Raw genomic sequence first — 16,773 nt, 5'->3', positions numbered from 1 at the left:
CAAAGGACCGGTATTCAGGTTTTACATATAACAAATTGAAAGGAAACTATTTAGATCTTTGAATTACCAAACCAATCAATATAGCCCCAATACCCAATTTTCCATATTTCCGCCGGCTGTAAAGCATTTACTTATTATTAATGTTGTAGTATTTCTGGCATTAAATACGCCGGTTATAGGTCCATTCCTGTACCAATACGGGGCTTTATGGCCCGTTGGTTCCGGCAAGTTTGGTATTTGGCAGTTGATAAGCTATATGTTTCTTCATGCCGGGTTCGGGCATATATTTTTTAACCTATTTGCCCTCTGGATGTTTGGACAATCCATTGAAAACTACTGGGGTACCCGGCGGTTTACCGTGTATTATTTCTTGACCGGTATTGGAGCGGCACTGACACAGCTAGTTGTTGTCAACGCTAGCGTACCGACACTTGGTGCCTCGGGTGCCGTGTACGGCATTTTGCTGGCGTTCGGTGTGATGTTTCCCGAACGACCCATTATGCTGCTCTTTCCTCCCATCCCGATCAAAGCCAAGTATTTTGTGGCCATTTTTGGGATTATTGAGTTAGTAAGCGGGATTACAGGCAGGCAGGGGGGAGTGGCCAACTTTGCCCACCTGGGTGGAATGGTGTTCGGTTATATCCTTATTAAATATTGGGCCCTAAAAGGCGAAGAGCACTATTAAGTTACTGTTGACGTTTAGTTTTCCAACTGTTTTGTAAAAAATAAGCCTTCAGTGAAGTTACTTAGCGGTTAAATAACCAAATCCATTTTCTCAATCAATTCTCTGATTATCGATTCCTGTGTAATGTACTTGTTGAATTCCACAATCATCATGCCTGTAGGTGCCACCAGCACATTCATAACACCTTTGACATTCTTCAAAAGGGTGACAGTAGCCTCAAGACGATGGATATCTTGGATCTCCTGTATTTTAACCCGCAGATGCCCAAATGTTTTATCCAGCTTTTTACCGGTTTCCCGAACTATTTTTCGTATTTGATCTTCTGAGATTACATCTGATTTAAATTTAATTAAGAGCCGGGGTTCCTGAGTTTGCGCTTCAATTAACTTCACTGTGTTAATGCCATCTCTTTTTTTGAGGCTGCCGACTAGCCGGTCGATACATACATCCTTAGAATCTGCTATATCTTCCAATATTGGTTGAAGGCTAATTCGTAATGAATCCATAAAACTTAACTTTTTTATTTCACTTCAAAGTTAATAGTTGCTGTGATCTGATTGAGATGCTAATAAAATAACTGCTGTTTATTCGGCATATTGCGCTATAAACTGTTGTGCCTTTTTTATTCTGCTGCTTTCACATCGCCTTGCTCGGGTACGTCAAATGATTGTTGGGTTTTGCCTCCAAAGTGGGATTTGAGACTGAGCACATAATATCCCAACACACCACTTACCAGCGATCCCAAGAGAATACCAACTTTCGAAAATTCCAGCAGCGTAGCATCAGCAAAGGAAAGGTTGGCAATAAACAAGGCCATCGTAAATCCAATACCTGACAGGAGGGCGACTCCGTATACTACCTTCCAGGTTTCCCTGTTGGGAGCCAGCTCGGAGAAGCCTAGTTTGGTGAGCAGCCAGGTTGCCCCAAATATTCCTACCTGCTTCCCAAAAAGTAAGCCCAGTGCTATGCCCCAGGTTAAGGTAGAGGCAAAAGCCTGACCCATCATTTCGGGTTCAAAAATCACCCCGGCATTGGCAAAGGCGAACAGGGGCATAATCACAAAGTACACGGCGTTATGCAGCTTGTGTTCCAGTCGGTGGAGTGGCGATTGAGCGTGGCTTACGGTCTCGTCCATATGGTGCAGGGCTTGCTCTTTTGTTACCGGCAAGTTTTCATTGGCCGCCTGCTTAAACAGATCAAATCCTTCTTGCGCGTATTCTTTTAATCGATCCACGCTCCATCCGCGAGTAGCCGGTATGGCAAAACCAAGCACAACCCCGGCTATAGTGGCATGAATGCCCGATTTCAAGACTGCAACCCACATAATGACACCTACCAAAAGATAGGGAGTTAGCTTGTTTATTCCCTTAAAGTTAAAAAGCAATAGAACAAGCAGGCATATTCCGGCTATCCCTAAGGCGCCCATACTTATTTGTTCGGTGTAAAATAGTGCAATTATCAATACGGCGATGAGGTCATCCACTACGGCTACAGCCGTAACAAATACCTTAGCCCAAACCGGCACCCGGGATCCCAGCACGGCCAGTACGCCAATGACAAATGCGATGTCGGTAGCCATGGGAATGGCCCAGCCATTCATAAAGTCGGTGCCGCCGTTGAATCCCCAAAAAATAAGGGCCGGCACCGCTGCCCCGCTCATCGCTGCAACAACCGGAAGCAAAGCTGATTGGAACGTTGAAAGCTCTCCGTATTTGAGCTCCCGTTTGATTTCCAGTCCGACCAGCAGGAAGAAAATCGCCATCAGTCCGTCATTAATCCATTCATGAACCGAGTGTTCAATTATCAGCGAAGAAAAGCCAATGCTAAACTCCAGCTCCAGAAGGTGCTCATAAAATTCATTGAGTGGACTATTGGCAATAATAAGAGCTGCTATGGTAGCAAACAGCAGCATCATGCCCGCCGCGGAATCTTTCTTAAAGAAGTGAAGGATAGACGTATAGATTTTTGAATTATTCACGTTTTACAATATTGGTTAAAATGTTGTTTCGTTATTTTAAAACATCAGAATTGTAAAAATAGCACCGCCGCGGTCAGACAGCGGTGCCTCTTGGGGATTATGCTAAGGGATTGGGATGAAATGTTTGTAAGTAATCGTATGACATAGTCATCCTTCCCAAAGCATCATCAGGGATAAAATGTTTCAGTGTGCCTGTTGAATGTTTAGTGTATAAATCAGCCAAATTTTTAGCTTGCAGAATTTTGCGTTTATCGTGCAGTATTATGTTAAATCTGATCGATGGAGGTACGCTTATTCTCTTTAATCTCCTTAAAATGTGAAGGTGACAACCCGGTCTCTTTTTTAAACTGCCGCGAAAAGTGTTGCTGGCTGCTGTAGTCCAACTCATAGGCAATTTCCGTCAGGTTTTGCTTGCCATAGACAATCAATTCTTTCGCACGTTCTATTTTTTGCAGGATGAAATACCGTTCAATGGATTTTCCTTCCACGCCGGAAAACAACCTGCTTAAATGCTGGTAATCTTTGTGCATTCTCTGTTCGAGGAACTCCGAAAGATTGCCATCCAGTGTTTCCCGCTGGTGTATGATATCGATGATCAGGTGTTTGATCTGTTCGACTATCTGACTGTTGCGATCACTGATGATTTCAAATCCGTTTTGGCGGACAACCTTAGAAAGCCTCTCAAATTCATCGCTATCTACAGGATGATTCAGTTCCAGCTTGCCCAGCTCTATGTGCTTTACAGGAAATCCGGCTTCGAGCAGTTTCTGCCGGAGCACTTCTCCACAGTGCTCGCACACCATGTTTTTGATGTGAAAATGTTGTTGTTCCATAACATGGGAGTGATTTTGGGTTATAAAAGCTGCCGCCGCGGTCAAGCAGCGGCAGCCAAGGTGATAGTGATGCGGTTTCGTGCAGCTATCACTATCTAATTAGGTATTGAAGAGCGGTCCTCACCAGTCAAGTGAGGACCGCCTCAGGGATGGTGATGGGACAGTATTTGTCATCGTATGACATCCTCATCGGTTTCCCCGGTTCGAATGCGTACGGCTTTTTCTACGTCGGATACAAAAATTTTGCCGTCCCCGAAGTTACCGGTCTGTCCCTTTTCAACAATTACGGAGATAATTTCATCTACCCGGTGGGTAGGAACGACCGTTTCCAGCTTAATACGCTGGACCAGTTGAGCTGCTGTTTTTTCTTCAGCATGCCCCCAGCCACGCACGTCACTTAACGAAATGCCTGGGGCATCGTCCATGCTTTCAAGGGCGTCAATGACATAGTCAATCATGTTGGTTCGAATAAAAGCTTTGATCTCTTTCATAATAATTAGGTTTGAAACCATCCAAGGGTTCAAAACTCTTGGATGGTTATGTATTAAAAATTTACAGTTCGGCATGTTTGACTGGCTCGGCAAACCACTTGTAGATGGTCGGCAGTACCACCAGCGTAAGCAGGGTGGAGGTAAACAGTCCGCCTACAACTACGGCTGCCAGTGGGCGCTGCACGTTGGAGCCGATATCATTAGCCAGCAGTAGCGGCAATAGTCCAAGACCGGTGGTCAAGGCCGTCATCAGTACGGGACGCAGGCGCAGCAGCGAAGCCTGTACGACCGACTTCTCGGTGGACATTCCTTCCTCCCGAAGCTGATTGATGTAGGATACAATGACCAGCCCGTTGAGTACCGCAATACCGAAGATGGCAATAAAGCCTACCGCTGCCGGTACCGACAGGTATAGTCCGGATATCCAGAGGGCAAAGATACCCCCGATGGTGGCAAAGGGAATATTCAGGAAGATGAGCACCGCATAGCGCCAGCTTCCGAAGGTGGAGAACAGCATAAAGAATATTAGTCCCAGAGTAATGGGAACGACTACCATCAGCCGGTTCATGGCTCGCTGCTGGTTTTCAAACTGTCCGCCGTATTCGGTAAAGTATCCGGCTGGCAGATCAACTTGCTGGTCTACTTTTTTGCGGATTTCATTGACAACGCTCCCCATATCTCGTCCGCGTACATTCAGTTGCACGTAAGTACGGCGGTTCGCTTTGTTGCGGGATATTTGTTTGGGGCCGGTAAAGACTTCCACATCTGCAATCTGGGAGAGCGGTACCAGCGAGCCTTTAGCGGTGCGTACGGGCAACTCCCGAACCTGTTCAATACGCTTGCGCTGGTTCTCCTGCAGGCGCACGAAGATATCAAAGCGGCGAATGCCTTCGAAGACCTGTCCGGCTACCGAGCCGCCAATACCGGTTTCTACAGTATTCAGAAAGTCATCGATGCTGATGCCCAGTCGCGCCAGCTGCTCGCGATCGGGCCGCACCAGGATTTGCGGTTTGCCGCCCTGTTGCTGTGCGCGGACATCTACCGCTCCTTCTACGCTTTTGGCAACCTCCGCAATTTCCTGCGCCTTTTGAGCCAGGGTGTCCAGGTCATCGCCATAGAGACTAGCGACTACCTGGGCGCGAACGCCGCTGAGTAGCTCATCCGTACGAAGCTGAATAGGCTGGGAGAAGTTGGAAGCTACGCCCGGCAGATCTTCCTGCAGTTTTTGCGCCATGGCCGACTGCAGTTCTTCATAGGTTCGACCGGCCTCCCACTCATCGAGTGGTTTCAGATTTACTACGTTGAACACCACGTTCACCGGTTCGGGGTCGCCACCAACTTCCGCACGTCCCACACGGGAAAAGATCCCTTGCACTTCGGGGAAAGTTTGCATCGACTCCTGAATACGCTTCGTGTATTCCTTGGTGGTGGGGAGGTTAGCACCCGGAGGCAGTACAGAGCGTACCGCAAAGGTACCTTCCCGCAATGTCGGCTGAAATTCGGTTCCTAGGAACGGAAACACGGCCATACTTGCGGCAAACAGCACGAGAGCTCCGCCAAAGACCATTTTGGGGAATTTCGTGGCTTTTTCGATCAGCGGGCGGCTGAATCCTTTTACTTTGCGGACCAACCACGGCTCTTTGTCCATCCCTTTATCCGGCAGGATGAAACTGGAAATTACCGGGATGTAGGTCAGGGCTAGAAAGATAGCTCCGCCCAGTGCAAAGGTAATGGTATAGGCCAGGGGTTTAAACATTTTCCCCTCGACGCCTTCCAGCGAAAAGAGGGGAATAAATACGATAATGATAATGCTGGTGGCAAAGATCACCGGGCGTATCACTTCGCGTGCAGCTTCGCCTACCACCCGCACCAGAGATACGTTTTCGGTATCCCGTTCTTCCAGCAGGCGATAGGTATTTTCCACGATCACGGTGGCACTGTCTCCGATCATACCAATGCTGATCGCCAGTCCCCCCAAACTCATCAAGTTCGCCGATATGCCCATGAGGTTCATCCCAATGAAGGCGATGAGAAAGGCAATGGGAACGGTGGATATAATAATAAGCGTCGAGCGAAGGTCCCCCATAAAAAAGTAGAGGATGACAAGCACCAGAATGGCCCCGATGTACAGGGCATTGCTGACCGTACCCACGGCTTTGCTAACGAGCTGCCCTTGCGAGTAAAAGGGCTTCATAACCATACCGTCGGGCAGAGCTTTATTGATTGCATCGATCTTCTTATCCACCTGAGCCAGCAGGTCCTGCGTGTTTGTGCCAATGAGCTTGAGCACAAAGCCTCCCACCGATTCCTCTTGGTCTTTAATAAGAGTACCCCGCATAATCTCGGAACCGAATTCCACCTTTGAGACATCCTTCACGTAAATGGGCGTGCCGTCTTCGTTTTTCACAATGATGTTTCGGATGTCCTCCAGCCCCTGTTTGTCGGGCTTAATCCAGCCGTAGCCGCGGACGAGGTATTCTTCGCCGCCTCGTTCCAGGAAAGAAGCGCCCACATTGCGGTTGTTGCTATTGATGGCTTTTTCCAGATCCTCCAGGGTAAGTCCACGTGAAATAAGGGCGTTCATATCCGCATTAACCTGGAACTGCCGGACATCGCCGCCCAGGGAAAGCACGCCGGTAACGCCGGGTACGGTCCGAAGCTGGGGCTTTACGATCCAGTCCTGGGCCGTACGCAGTTCCATCAGGGAATGATTAGCGGTATCGGTGTTGGTCACTTCGTACATCATGATGGTTCCAAGTCCGGTCGTTATGGGACCCAGTTGTGGTTGTCCCAGCCCATCGGGAATAGACTCCCTGGCTTTGGACAGCCGTTCCATGACCAGCCGACGGGCAAAATAGATGTCGGTGCCGTCCTCGAAATATATGTTTACGCGCGAAAGCCCGAAAATGGAGGTACTCTGCACGCGATCCAGTTTGGGTAGCCCGTACATCGAAATTTCAATGGGATAACTGATCTGCGTCTCCACATCCACCGGGGAAAGGCCGGGGCTGGAAGTAAACACCTGCACCATGGTGGGCGATACGTCCGGGAAGGAGTCGATGGGGACATCCTCAAAAGAGAAGTATCCATAGACGCCAACGGCCGCCACCAGAATGAGGATCGTCAAACGATTCTTTAATACTTTGTCAATTATTTGTTGAAGCATAAGTCTGTCATTTAAGAAATTCGATATTGCAACGAGCAGTTAATGTCCGTGGGATGCGCTTCGTCCCTGAGCGGTAAGGGCGGACTTCAGATCAAAGGCGCCGGCGATGACAGCTTGCTGACCGGGTTTCAGGCCCGAAGCAATTTCCACATAGCCCTCATTTTCCCTGCCGAGCATCACTTCGACTGGCTTGTAGCTGCCGTTTTCTTTACCGGGGACAAATACAACTTTTTCGCCCTCAATGGTTTGTACCGCATCAATGGGAATCATCGCAACGTTACGTTCTTTCCCTGTTGATATGCGAGCGGTGCCGAACATTCCGGCCCGGAGTTGGCCGTTCGGATTTTCGACGATAGCGCGAACCGGCATCGTGCGGGTTTCTTTTTCCAGGGCATACGAAACCCAGTCGGTCTTTCCCTCAAAGGTTTCCCCGGGAATGCTTCGAACCGAAAGGCTTACATTTTGTCCTTTATTCAGATACCGGATATCCTGCTCGTAGGCATCAATCATCACCCACATTTTGGAGAGGTTCGCTACGTGGATAGGCGTCTCACTGGGACTAATCGTTTGTCCGGGTGAAATATCTCGCTCCTGGATCACCCCGTCGAGCGGACTGGTCAGGTAGAAGTGAGATAAGGGCCGGTCGCTGCCTGCTTCAATGTTTTTAATGTCGTTTTGCGACATACCGTAGAGGCGCAAGGCTTCCGCCGCAGAGTTCAGTTCGGCTTTGGCCTCCTGGTAGTTGGCTTCGGCATCCAGGAGCTCGGCTTGTGAAGATATTTCCTGATCATAAAGCGACTGCTCGCGTTTGTAGCGTGCCTCTTCGGCTTTGAGCCGGGCCCGAAGCCGAATATATTCGGCTTTGGCTTTGCCCAAGCCCACGCTGCTCATGAGCGCAATCGGCTCATCTTTTTTGACTCGTTCTCCCAAGTCTTTTATCACTTTCACAACCTTTGCTTCAATCCGGGGACCAACTTTGGCAATTTGATCCAGATCGTATCCGACGCTGGCCGGACGGGAAATCGTCGAGGAGGCATCTCCTTCAGACAGTGTTTCCACCTTGATACCCAGGCTATTTTCTTGCTTCTCGGTCAGATGCACTTCGCGGGCATGCTGTCCGGTTTCTTCATTGTGTTGTCCTGATTCCTCAGTATCCTGCTTGTTTTTTTTGCTGTGTTGCGATTCGGGTTGATGCTGTTCGGTTTGCGCGTTGGCTTGGGAATCCGAATTAGATCCACAGCCTGTCAAAAGACTTCCTAACAGAAGTCCAGTAAGTGTTAATACAGTTAGATTCTTCATGATTGGTGATTCCATATTCATTCAAAAAATTAGTTTGCAGAAATTTCAGAAAGGGGCGTGCCTACGAGTCGTTCCACTTCGGCTACGGCCCGGTTGTATTCGGCCAGGGCCTGAATGTAGCGAGTGCGCGTCGAAAAGAGCGTACGCTGGGCATCAAGTACTTCCAGGTAATCGAACTTGCCCTGCCGGTAACCGATTTGGGCCGCTTCGAAAGCTGTTTTAGCGCCGGGTAATACTTGCTCTTGCAGTTGATTGACTTCGTGAGCAGCTGCATCGAGCTTATTGTATGCTGTTTGCAAGGCCTTGTAGGTTTGGGTGACGGCCGCTTCCCGTTGGGTCTGCACGCGACTCAACTCATACTTCGCTGCCTTGATATTCCCCTGATTGCGATCAAAGAAAGGCAGTGGGATAGACACGCCAACAATGGCAGCGCTGGCACCCAAATCCTCCGCGCGTTTGTATCCTCCGCTCACGGTGATGTCGGGAATGCCTCTGGCTTGTGCGAGGTCAAGCGCCGATTCGCGCTGCTGCAGTTCGGTAGCCCACCGCGCCACATCCGGATTTTGCTGGATATAGGTTTGCACCTTGGCGTATTCGGGGATGGCAGAAGGCATGCTCAGCTCTCCTTTTAATTGTTGAAACTGTGGTTGCTCGCTCCCCCAGTAGGCAGCCAGTGAACTACGAGCGGATTCCCATTGGTTGCGGGCATTTTCTAGATCAATTTTTGCGCGGGAAAGCTCAACTTGTGCTTTGGTCTGCGCCAGCTTGGAGACTTTTCCGGCCTTCACTTGGGCAGAGATAGAGTTGTACAGGTTTTGGGCGACATCAACCAGCTCTTTTTGCTGCTGCCACTGGCGCTGAGCTTCCAGTGCTGAGATATAGGCCTTGGTAACACCAGTCAGCACATCAAGCCGTTGGGCTTCATAGTCCCATCCGGCCAGCTTTTTGGTGGCACCGGCCAGCCGTTTACGCTTGAGTCGGTCAGCGCCCAACAGGATTTTCTGTCCTAATTTGACGGTAACTTCTCTGGCGTCGTACCCTTCAAAAGGACCCGTGCCTCCAAAGTTTTCCATCTCGGCATTGAGTGTTGGATTGGGAAGCAGGGAAGCCTGAATGCGTTCGGCTTCCTTTACGCGCACCTGCCAGCCGTAGCTTTGCAGCCGGGGGTTTTCGAGCAGGGCTTTGGACAGCGCATCCGAGAAGGTTAGCGTATCTGAAATAGTGACCTTGGATGCAGTATCCTGCGGGTTCACATTCTGATTTAAGGCGGGGGACGTCTCATAGGTTTGGTCTCCCAGCGTGCTTTCTGATGGTGGTTCAATAACGGTTTCTTCTGTGGCACAACCGGCAGCAAGCACAAGCATGCCGAGGGCCAGTATGGAGTTAAATAATTTCATGTCTTTCCAGCCAATTTTTGCTGTTATAGAGGGCAAGCAGAACCGGCAGGATATAACTGTTCCTTACCTGATTACATTACTTGCAAGTGAAATGGCGATATGGAGAGGGCTGGAACTACTTAGTCGTAGAGAATACGGACAACCGTTTTGAGCGAAGCTGTTATCGTATCCTCAATCAAGGGAGGGGCGTAAGAAACAAGTTGAAAGACCCGTGATTGCGGGAGGTTTTCAACCTTACTGTTCAAAATTCCATCAAGAAATTTAAGCGTTCGTTCTTGATCAAACCGGGTGGTCTGTTGTTCTTTGGAACAGATTAAGGATAGTGATACATCATGATGGCTATCTTCTACAGCATTAAAGGTAGGTTCTTCATGAACGTGCTGATCTTCAGCATGGACTACATCTTCAGCAGGAATAGTGAAGATGGAACTAACCTCGGACTCTATATTGATCTGCCCGTTTTCTTCAAAACAATAGACAAGACTGTCAACAAATCCGTGAATGCTTAGAAAATGTATTCCAAACAGGAAAAGGAGGGCAAGCGTGATGCCCTTGAGGCTTTTCTTATATGTGGATCGGATCTGTTCCATTTGAAACTCTTTAAAATCAAATCCAAAGTTAGGGAATAGCTGGGAGGAAAAAAAGCAGTCTTTGTTAATTGAGACTGCTTTTTTAAAGAAGGGATTATGCTACCCAACTAATTTATTGAATACCTTCCGAATAAATCCCCCCACACGGATCAATATTTTCCCACCAAACTGATCAATAACAATTCGTAGCTCATGCAAGAAAAGATCTAGCAGGCGCTCTTTTTCTTTGGGAGAGAGCTTACTTCCTTTCTCGCTTTTAGGATCTGTGTATTGGGCATACAAGCGAAGAATGTCTTGGGCTTTCTCAAATAGCCCGCGAATTTGAACTGAGGCTGACAAGGCAATTATGCCAAGGATAGCCACCCCAATTTCGGCCAAATTATTTGGAGCCAGCAGGCCTGATAGCCAGTCTGCAGGGAATAGAACTAAAAGAGTAATGAATAAGAAAGGTAGCATTGTAATCATCGTTTTTTCTTTGATTTATGGGATTTGTATTGGGAAATATCTTCGGCTTTGACTTTTAGATCGGAGTAGTCATTATCAAGCCTGGAGTTTCCGGGAATCCTATGACTTTGATTTTCCTGTATCTGCTGAAGCCACTTCTGACCTAAAACTTTTGCCTGCAGGTCTGATAACCCTTCCCCTTTTCCTTTTAGCAATTCATCAACAGGATTGATCTGCGTGGCTCCCGATGATATAGCGATCATTCCGTATAGATATCCGATTATCTCTAGGATGGAGAGAATGAGCAGTAGGGTCGTATCAATTCCGGATGCAGATAGCCTGCCGGTTGAAATAAGCCCGGAAATGGTGAGGCTTGCGATACCACTTTTTACGATTCCTCGGCCTTTTTCAGGGGTTCTGTTTTTGAAAAGACCAATTAAGGTGGGGACCGCCTTAATAATCGGTGTTAATATTCTCAGCATTAGTGGTGTCTCCTTTAGTTAAGGATTTGTATTGATTTATCCGTCGGGGAATGATTTCAAATTCAATGGATCGAATTCGTTGGTTATGATCATCAAAGCGACTGTCTGTACGCTGGACATGGGTTTCCAGGCTTTTCTCCAATTTACTTAGGTTGTCGGCCTGTACTTTCACTTTCTCGTTGATGCCAATCATCAGCTCATACCATTTCTTAATTTCGGCGGTCTGGTTATTGATGGAATCGTAGATACCGGTCAGAAATAGGCAGATAATCGTGGTAACAATCAGCTCCTTGTATTTTTGGAAAAAGTCACTGGATTGGGAGTTGCTCATGAGGCGTACCTCTTGATCGCCTCATCCAGCGTAATGGTTTGCCGATTGGTTTTGCAGTAAAAATCGCCACGAGTTAGCGATTGGTAATAGTACTGGCCGTCGATTCGGAGCCAACGGAGCGGGCGCTGAGAATAGCCGTTCCCTGCCCAATCGTCCACGTGCAAACCGATAGCTGGTACTTTGTTACCTTCTTTGTTGGTGTAGCTCCAATCAAAGTACAAGCCTACGCCGTTAAATCCCCAGGTGGTTGCGAGCAGCCAATGCCGGAGCGCGGACGGTTGACTGACCAGCCACTGGTCAAACAGTAGGACATCAAAAGCCAGGCCTTGGCCGTGGGACTTCGGATCTCCTTTGCGCCAAGCCGAGGAAATAAGGGTGGATATGCCGTGCCACTGGCGCCAAGCTAGAAAAGACCGTAAAAAGCCTATGTCCATGCGACCAATGGTGCCGGGACCTTGGACTTCGAATTCGGAGATCGAAAAATGATTGCCGTAACTGTCGAGGAGGGCCAAGTAATCATTTCTGTTCATATTAGTTTCCTCTCGTGGCTAAGGTGAGAAGGAGGATCAGTGCTACTCCACCAGCAATCTTATAGCTGGTCGGTATTTCGCCGTTAATGTATTTTTTGGCTTCACTGATAAGATCTTTTTGCGTTTCTGGGGCTTTGTCTTCTCCCAGTCCTTCGGTGCAACCGCATCCGGATTGGGAGGTATTACCAGCAAGACCGCTTCCAGCGCATCCACAGGATTGTTCATTTACAAAAGAGGTTTCCATAGTATTTCACCTGAATGTTTTGAGTTTTTAAAAGAGGATTTTCCAAAGAAGCAGGCTGCCTGCAATTCCGCCACCTGCCATTGCCGCATGGGTTTTCTTTACCTGCATGCCGCCAATACTAAAAGTGCCCGCTGGGATATCCTTGTGGGGATTAGGCTGCTGCTTGCTGGCAGATTTGTTTGTGGTTTTGGATTTAGTGGTCGGCTGTGACTTTTGAGTAGAGGTTTTCTTAACTGTGTTGATTTTCAGCTTTGGAGGAGCAGGTACCGGATTTTTGTCAATAACCGGCCGAGGTAAAAGAACAGGCTTTGGTTTTGGGATAGGTCGTGGCCGTATTCGTGGCCTATTTTCCCGGTCTCTATTGCGCGGCATAGGTTCATCCAGTACCGGGCGAAGCATAGTCGGTCGCGTCGGCATTCGTCCCAATCCTTGGGTTTCCGTAGGTTCTTCGTAGATATAACGTGATTCAGAGTTCATGGGCGTTGAGTGGTCATATAGTTATAAGTTGCAAAGGCGATAGCAGCCATCGGAAAGATGTATATGGACAAGCTGGTTGCTTGGGAAAGGCCGAGTAGCCCGTTGATGAGCTTCTTTCGCTCCTGCACATCATGGCTATAATCCCCTCCGGTGGTAACCGAATCCGGTGGTAAGCCCGCGTAGATGGCGGTACGCACTTTATTGGGACCGGCGTTATAGGCGGCAACGGATTGGGCAGTATTTCCGTTGAACTGCCTGAGCAGTTTGGCCAGATACTCAGCGCCATAATCAATATTGGCCTGGTGGTCAAAGGGGCTGTGATTCTCGGTAAACCCGGGATGATATCGCCGGTCGATCTGCATGATTCCTACCCCGTTACCGTGATCTCCGGTACCGTCAGCCGATAGGGCCAGCCCCATGCGGCTTTCACGGGAAGCCACAGCGAGCAATAAGGCAAGGGGCACGCCATAGCGCCTAGAGGCTTCGGAGAAATATCCCATCAGCCCGCGAATACGAGCATAGGTAAGCTCGGACGATATTGAAAATGAGCTGGTCATTACACCACCATCTTGATCTTGTAATTGACTTTGCGCATTTGACCGGCCATGATGGTAAACTGATCGGCGGGTGCTAGGGCTTTACGAGCTACTAACTTGGGCACCCACTCGTCATAATCGTCCCCACGGTTGGCGTAAATCCCTACCTCTTTAATGGTGATGTCGGTAGCACCGCGATTTTCAAATACGCGAGCTAAGTTGAAGTACGCTTCATTGTCGGCTTCATCAATCGTTACTTGGTCATCGATGATCATTCCGTGATGGATAAGCTGGCCGTCTCCACTGCCATGTGTAATGCCTCCGAGGTTATAAGGAGTCTCCTGGGTAGCATCGGGAGAAAGGTCAGCGTCTGTCATTGAGACAAATTTGTTGCTTTGGCCCAGTCGGAGTCCCAGATGCCACCCTTTGTTGATTTCTGACGCCCGCCGTTCCAGAGAGGTCATCGAGGTGCCCCCACCGGTGATACACATCAAGTCCCGCCAGTTGGTATTGGTGTTTTCGACCGCTTGTTTTCTCAGTGCTCCCACAAATTCAGCGGTAAACCCGCCGTTGGAACCGTTGAGGTCCGTATTCTGATTAAAGTTTTCGAGTTCGAACCGGCACTCGTAGTCCAAGGTCAGTGTTTTGCCATTGGGCAGGTTCAGGGCTGCAGGCAGTACGTCGCGGGCATAGAGGGTGGCAATGGTGTTGATTTCATGGCGGTTAACGTTGATATGCGTCATCAGCCCCATTTCGGTAATGGCAAGGTCGCCCCCCGAGTCGTTGGTAAACGGGGCAGATACGGTAAAGACGCTTTTTTGCTGGTCGGTAACTACGCCGGAAACTGTACGAGCTCCACGAGCCAGCAGCGCGTCGATAGGGTTGTGGAGTCCCAGGTCAGAGATGCTCACGGGTCGATTGCCTTGTCCAATCGTGGGCAAAATAACGCGAAAAGGTGGGCAGTAGCTTTCGGTAGTCGTAATGGGATGGTAGTGTTTGGCAATAACTTGCGCCTGGTCGGCTACGTAAATCGCTGGGTCAAAGTTAGTTGGCGCGTCTTTCAGCCGGATATAATAATCGCCATGGGTACTTTCAATCTCCCAGGTGCCGTTGATCTGCGGGACGGAGCTGCACCCCCAGATGTGTACCCACACCGGTTTTTCCCCGTTGGGATTGACCCCGTTCATGCCGTTAAATATATATTCCAGATAGTACTGGCTATAAATTTCCAGCGCCCCATCTACAATATGCAGGGATGTAATTTTGCCGTCCTGCACGAAATCGTCACCGGGGCTAATCAGACGATCCGTCTTACCGCCGTGCATCATCCCGTGAACGTCGCGCAGAAGGTTGCCCACGAACGACTCGCAGTGCATCCGAAACAGGTGCTCCCCGTCGATGCTAACGTTACAAAACAGGTCCATCCCTGATTTGGGTGTGCCAATAGAAAGGGTTTGATTAATGGTATTCATAAGTTCAGGTAATAATGGTAATGGGGTTGGTCGTGGCATTGCTGCTGGTGGCTCCGGTCAGTTCTGACAGGTTTATATCCGTTGATAGTCCACTTGTAAGAGATTGTGATATGGCTTCCGGCTGGTGGTCCGCTCGGATATCCGTCACTGGGGTGCAAACTAGATACTCTTCTTGCTCGTCAATAGGTTGCAGCTCTAAGATGACTTGGCCGGTCGGAGACTGGGTAGTCCGCTGGACATCATTGGGGGTAATAACCGAGTAAATACGGGATTGGCCGACCTGCCCACCTGCGGTCTTGGATCGAACCCGGAAGTAATGGCGGGCATCCAGGTAGGTGATGGGGAAATAGAGCGTGTGGTAGCGGACCATCTCCGCAGCCTCGCGGTGATATTCAGGGGTCGTTGCCAGGTTCTCTGGATCCAAGCCCCAATCCATTTGGGATGAGGCTTTTTTGCCGGTGGCCCAAGATACCTGGATAGAGCCGTCGACCAGCATGCCACTGACCACGCGCATTTTAAATCCTTCGGAAAACTCTTTGCCGGTAATTTCGCTCATGCTAGGTGGTCCAGAAGATTTCGGTTACGAGGGCTTTTGAGGTTTCCAGTGCTCCGCTAGTCTCATCCCACAGGCCCATCATGCCGCCTTTGTAAAGCTCTTTAAACTGTCGCTCGTCCATGTGCAGGGTTTCCCCGGGCTTCAGCCGAAACGTATAGTACATGTCGTCGATGCGATTTTCGTCCAGGGCGACCATGAATTCTCCGTCGCTGTTATTTTGGATGATGACCCCAAGGCGCATTGGGTTGCCGTTCACGAGTTTGATAGGACTTGCCCCCTGCTTGAGGACTGGGGAAATAGAGGTCCCGATACGTCCGGCGGCTCCGATCCCGATGGAAGGTGCATTTACCTTGAGTTGATCTAATAGGGCATCCATTTTCTGGGTGAGCTCGCAAAGCGACTGGATGAGGCTGTTCCACATCTGTTATACCTCCAGCGGGTTCGGCTCGGACTTCTGCACCACGTAGGATTCACACAGAAAACTTACGCCAGCCTGCTGCGCTCCTTTGTTTGAAGCGTACACCTGAAACGGCATGTTGGAGCCAATGATAAAGGGGACATTGGCATAGAACTGGCCGAACTCGTCGTTAATCTGCTCCAGGAAGACCTCGTTGCGGATAGTCGTATTATAGACTTTCAGGCTGGCAGTGATATCGCCCGGTCGGTCGCTGCTCATGGCCAGGCGTCGGGCTTCTACGTCGATGCTTTTGGCTTTGACGCCCATATCGATATTGACTGCACCCGGGGCCAATGCGGCTTGCCCGTAGAGAAAGCGTGGTTGGGGCATCGGACTGCCAATGTCGGCGTAGATGTTGATCAGCTTGGTAAGGCTGTAATGATCGTAGCCAACCAGCTGGATGTTCACCGTCTGGGCCGCGTTGTGGGTATTGGTCAGCTCGAAGACCAGGCTGTTACTTTTTTGGATAATAAATGGGGCTAACAATCCATCAATGTGGTGGAACAGCCGGTGTACTACGGAAAGCTGCAGGTCGCGAAACAGGTACAGGTCTTCATTAAGACGAGCGGAGACAAACACCTTGTTCATATCCAAGGCATAGGGCAATATCTTTCGGACGCCAAAACTTTCCCCGCCCATGCCATTCATCATAATATGTCCGGTGCCCCCGGCTGGGATTTCAACAGTTTTGGCCGGATTAAAAGGCGTAGATTCGGTTGGTGGAATAAAATTCTTTACAATTTTCATTTATGGTCAGCTAGGAGTTAGGGCAATAAAAAAGCCGGCAACGACCCGATGGCCGCTG

Annotated in this window: 22 protein-coding genes; 3 read left to right on the top strand and 19 right to left on the bottom strand. The window is 49.2% G+C overall.

The features are described from left to right. Nucleotides 1–58: 58 nt before the first annotated feature. The gene (locus ACQ76V_RS10505) at nucleotides 59–685 is read left to right on the top strand and encodes a rhomboid family intramembrane serine protease (protein WP_441000455.1); all 627 of its coding nucleotides are present in this window, start codon (nucleotides 59–61) and stop codon (nucleotides 683–685) included. Nucleotides 686–753: 68 nt separating this feature from the next. Here ACQ76V_RS10505 and ACQ76V_RS10500 read toward each other — a convergent pair whose 3' ends face one another. From ACQ76V_RS10500 to ACQ76V_RS10445, 12 genes are all read right to left on the bottom strand, one after another. After that, nucleotides 754–1,191 carry a hypothetical protein gene (locus tag ACQ76V_RS10500; RefSeq protein WP_441000454.1) on the bottom strand — a complete coding sequence of 146 codons (438 nt, stop codon included), beginning with the start codon at nucleotides 1,189–1,191 and terminating at the stop codon, nucleotides 754–756. A gap of 116 nt (nucleotides 1,192–1,307) precedes the next feature. Continuing rightward, the gene (gene nhaA, locus ACQ76V_RS10495; protein WP_441000453.1) at nucleotides 1,308–2,663 is read right to left on the bottom strand and encodes a Na+/H+ antiporter NhaA; all 1,356 of its coding nucleotides are present in this window, start codon (nucleotides 2,661–2,663) and stop codon (nucleotides 1,308–1,310) included. A 266-nt stretch (nucleotides 2,664–2,929) separates the two neighbouring features. Continuing rightward, a complete protein-coding gene (locus tag ACQ76V_RS10490; RefSeq protein ID WP_441000452.1) occupies nucleotides 2,930–3,496 on the bottom strand; it encodes a helix-turn-helix domain-containing protein in 567 nt (188 codons plus the stop codon). Nucleotides 3,497–3,666: 170 nt separating this feature from the next. Next, nucleotides 3,667–3,987: a P-II family nitrogen regulator gene (locus ACQ76V_RS10485; RefSeq protein ID WP_441000451.1), complete on the bottom strand. Its 321-nt coding sequence runs from the start codon at nucleotides 3,985–3,987 to the stop codon at nucleotides 3,667–3,669. 61 nt (nucleotides 3,988–4,048) lie between these two features. After that, nucleotides 4,049–7,153 carry an efflux RND transporter permease subunit gene (locus ACQ76V_RS10480; RefSeq protein ID WP_441000450.1) on the bottom strand — a complete coding sequence of 1,035 codons (3,105 nt, stop codon included), beginning with the start codon at nucleotides 7,151–7,153 and terminating at the stop codon, nucleotides 4,049–4,051. Between the two features lie 39 nt (nucleotides 7,154–7,192). Further along, the gene (locus ACQ76V_RS10475; RefSeq protein ID WP_441000449.1) at nucleotides 7,193–8,452 is read right to left on the bottom strand and encodes an efflux RND transporter periplasmic adaptor subunit; all 1,260 of its coding nucleotides are present in this window, start codon (nucleotides 8,450–8,452) and stop codon (nucleotides 7,193–7,195) included. Nucleotides 8,453–8,481: 29 nt separating this feature from the next. Then, nucleotides 8,482–9,849 (bottom strand): TolC family protein, encoded by a 1,368-nt coding sequence (locus ACQ76V_RS10470; protein ID WP_441000448.1) that lies wholly within the window; start codon nucleotides 9,847–9,849, stop codon nucleotides 8,482–8,484. 119 nt (nucleotides 9,850–9,968) lie between these two features. Then, a complete protein-coding gene (locus ACQ76V_RS10465) occupies nucleotides 9,969–10,439 on the bottom strand; it encodes a hypothetical protein (RefSeq protein WP_441000447.1) in 471 nt (156 codons plus the stop codon). A gap of 99 nt (nucleotides 10,440–10,538) precedes the next feature. After that, on the bottom strand, nucleotides 10,539–10,904 hold the full coding sequence (locus ACQ76V_RS10460; protein WP_441000446.1) for a hypothetical protein: 366 nt from the start codon (nucleotides 10,902–10,904) through the stop codon (nucleotides 10,539–10,541). Next, on the bottom strand, nucleotides 10,901–11,365 hold the full coding sequence (locus ACQ76V_RS10455) for a hypothetical protein (RefSeq protein WP_441000445.1): 465 nt from the start codon (nucleotides 11,363–11,365) through the stop codon (nucleotides 10,901–10,903). Before ACQ76V_RS10455 ends, ACQ76V_RS10460 begins: the two co-directional genes overlap by 4 nt. Beyond that, nucleotides 11,337–11,696: a hypothetical protein gene (locus ACQ76V_RS10450; protein WP_441000444.1), complete on the bottom strand. Its 360-nt coding sequence runs from the start codon at nucleotides 11,694–11,696 to the stop codon at nucleotides 11,337–11,339. The genes ACQ76V_RS10455 and ACQ76V_RS10450 overlap by 29 nt, the downstream gene beginning before the upstream one ends. After that, entirely contained in the window at nucleotides 11,693–11,854 is a 162-nt protein-coding gene (locus ACQ76V_RS10445) for a hypothetical protein (protein WP_441000443.1), read from the bottom strand. Before ACQ76V_RS10445 ends, ACQ76V_RS10450 begins: the two co-directional genes overlap by 4 nt. On the opposite strand from ACQ76V_RS10445, the gene ACQ76V_RS10440 reads away from it, so the two are divergent. Then, a complete protein-coding gene (locus tag ACQ76V_RS10440; protein ID WP_441000442.1) occupies nucleotides 11,855–12,004 on the top strand; it encodes a hypothetical protein in 150 nt (49 codons plus the stop codon). A gap of 223 nt (nucleotides 12,005–12,227) precedes the next feature. On the opposite strand, the gene ACQ76V_RS10435 is transcribed toward ACQ76V_RS10440, so the two are convergent. From ACQ76V_RS10435 to ACQ76V_RS10420, 4 genes are read right to left on the bottom strand one after another with little or no spacing between them, the layout of a single operon-like run. Continuing rightward, on the bottom strand, nucleotides 12,228–12,470 hold the full coding sequence (locus ACQ76V_RS10435) for a hypothetical protein (protein ID WP_441000441.1): 243 nt from the start codon (nucleotides 12,468–12,470) through the stop codon (nucleotides 12,228–12,230). Between the two features lie 27 nt (nucleotides 12,471–12,497). Further along, nucleotides 12,498–12,947: a hypothetical protein gene (locus ACQ76V_RS10430; RefSeq protein WP_441000440.1), complete on the bottom strand. Its 450-nt coding sequence runs from the start codon at nucleotides 12,945–12,947 to the stop codon at nucleotides 12,498–12,500. Beyond that, nucleotides 12,944–13,504 carry a transglycosylase SLT domain-containing protein gene (locus ACQ76V_RS10425; protein WP_441000439.1) on the bottom strand — a complete coding sequence of 187 codons (561 nt, stop codon included), beginning with the start codon at nucleotides 13,502–13,504 and terminating at the stop codon, nucleotides 12,944–12,946. The genes ACQ76V_RS10430 and ACQ76V_RS10425 overlap by 4 nt, the downstream gene beginning before the upstream one ends. Continuing rightward, the gene (locus tag ACQ76V_RS10420; protein WP_441000438.1) at nucleotides 13,504–14,394 is read right to left on the bottom strand and encodes a hypothetical protein; all 891 of its coding nucleotides are present in this window, start codon (nucleotides 14,392–14,394) and stop codon (nucleotides 13,504–13,506) included. Before ACQ76V_RS10420 ends, ACQ76V_RS10425 begins: the two co-directional genes overlap by 1 nt. A 75-nt stretch (nucleotides 14,395–14,469) precedes the next feature. Here ACQ76V_RS10420 and ACQ76V_RS10415 point away from each other — a divergent pair, with 75 nt between their 5' ends. Then, a complete protein-coding gene (locus ACQ76V_RS10415) occupies nucleotides 14,470–14,913 on the top strand; it encodes a hypothetical protein (protein WP_441000437.1) in 444 nt (147 codons plus the stop codon). Nucleotides 14,914–14,959: 46 nt separating this feature from the next. Here the strand turns inward: ACQ76V_RS10415 and ACQ76V_RS10410 are convergent, their stop codons facing one another. Genes ACQ76V_RS10410 through ACQ76V_RS10400 form a run of 3 tightly spaced genes read right to left on the bottom strand, consistent with a single transcriptional unit; the run spans nucleotide 14,960 to nucleotide 16,715 of the window. Continuing rightward, nucleotides 14,960–15,511: a hypothetical protein gene (locus ACQ76V_RS10410; RefSeq protein ID WP_441000436.1), complete on the bottom strand. Its 552-nt coding sequence runs from the start codon at nucleotides 15,509–15,511 to the stop codon at nucleotides 14,960–14,962. A gap of 1 nt (nucleotide 15,512) precedes the next feature. Then, nucleotides 15,513–15,932 (bottom strand): hypothetical protein, encoded by a 420-nt coding sequence (locus ACQ76V_RS10405; RefSeq protein ID WP_441000435.1) that lies wholly within the window; start codon nucleotides 15,930–15,932, stop codon nucleotides 15,513–15,515. Nucleotides 15,933–15,935: 3 nt separating this feature from the next. Further along, nucleotides 15,936–16,715 carry a hypothetical protein gene (locus tag ACQ76V_RS10400; protein WP_441000434.1) on the bottom strand — a complete coding sequence of 260 codons (780 nt, stop codon included), beginning with the start codon at nucleotides 16,713–16,715 and terminating at the stop codon, nucleotides 15,936–15,938. Nucleotides 16,716–16,773 lie beyond the last annotated feature (58 nt).

Source organism: Fodinibius sp. SL11, from assembly GCF_052060035.1.
GTDB lineage: Bacteria > Bacteroidota > Rhodothermia > Balneolales > Balneolaceae > Fodinibius.
Note: the sequence above shows the minus strand (reverse complement) of the source record. Positions and strands in the feature narration are given on the sequence as shown.

Coding starts and splice junctions, on each gene's coding strand:
- ACQ76V_RS10500 (WP_441000454.1), bottom strand. CDS start 1,191: ATGGATTCATTACGAATTAGCCTTCAACCAATATTGGAAGATATAGCA.
- ACQ76V_RS10490 (WP_441000452.1), bottom strand. CDS start 3,496: ATGGAACAACAACATTTTCACATCAAAAACATGGTGTGCGAGCACTGT.
- ACQ76V_RS10485 (WP_441000451.1), bottom strand. CDS start 3,987: ATGAAAGAGATCAAAGCTTTTATTCGAACCAACATGATTGACTATGTC.
- ACQ76V_RS10480 (WP_441000450.1), bottom strand. CDS start 7,153: ATGCTTCAACAAATAATTGACAAAGTATTAAAGAATCGTTTGACGATC.
- ACQ76V_RS10475 (WP_441000449.1), bottom strand. CDS start 8,452: ATGAAGAATCTAACTGTATTAACACTTACTGGACTTCTGTTAGGAAGT.
- ACQ76V_RS10470 (WP_441000448.1), bottom strand. CDS start 9,849: ATGAAATTATTTAACTCCATACTGGCCCTCGGCATGCTTGTGCTTGCT.
- ACQ76V_RS10465 (WP_441000447.1), bottom strand. CDS start 10,439: ATGGAACAGATCCGATCCACATATAAGAAAAGCCTCAAGGGCATCACG.
- ACQ76V_RS10460 (WP_441000446.1), bottom strand. CDS start 10,904: ATGATTACAATGCTACCTTTCTTATTCATTACTCTTTTAGTTCTATTC.
- ACQ76V_RS10455 (WP_441000445.1), bottom strand. CDS start 11,365: ATGCTGAGAATATTAACACCGATTATTAAGGCGGTCCCCACCTTAATT.
- ACQ76V_RS10450 (WP_441000444.1), bottom strand. CDS start 11,696: ATGAGCAACTCCCAATCCAGTGACTTTTTCCAAAAATACAAGGAGCTG.
- ACQ76V_RS10435 (WP_441000441.1), bottom strand. CDS start 12,470: ATGGAAACCTCTTTTGTAAATGAACAATCCTGTGGATGCGCTGGAAGC.
- ACQ76V_RS10430 (WP_441000440.1), bottom strand. CDS start 12,947: ATGAACTCTGAATCACGTTATATCTACGAAGAACCTACGGAAACCCAA.
- ACQ76V_RS10425 (WP_441000439.1), bottom strand. CDS start 13,504: ATGACCAGCTCATTTTCAATATCGTCCGAGCTTACCTATGCTCGTATT.
- ACQ76V_RS10415 (WP_441000437.1), top strand. CDS start 14,470: ATGGTAGTGTTTGGCAATAACTTGCGCCTGGTCGGCTACGTAAATCGC.
- ACQ76V_RS10410 (WP_441000436.1), bottom strand. CDS start 15,511: ATGAGCGAAATTACCGGCAAAGAGTTTTCCGAAGGATTTAAAATGCGC.
- ACQ76V_RS10405 (WP_441000435.1), bottom strand. CDS start 15,932: ATGTGGAACAGCCTCATCCAGTCGCTTTGCGAGCTCACCCAGAAAATG.
- ACQ76V_RS10400 (WP_441000434.1), bottom strand. CDS start 16,715: ATGAAAATTGTAAAGAATTTTATTCCACCAACCGAATCTACGCCTTTT.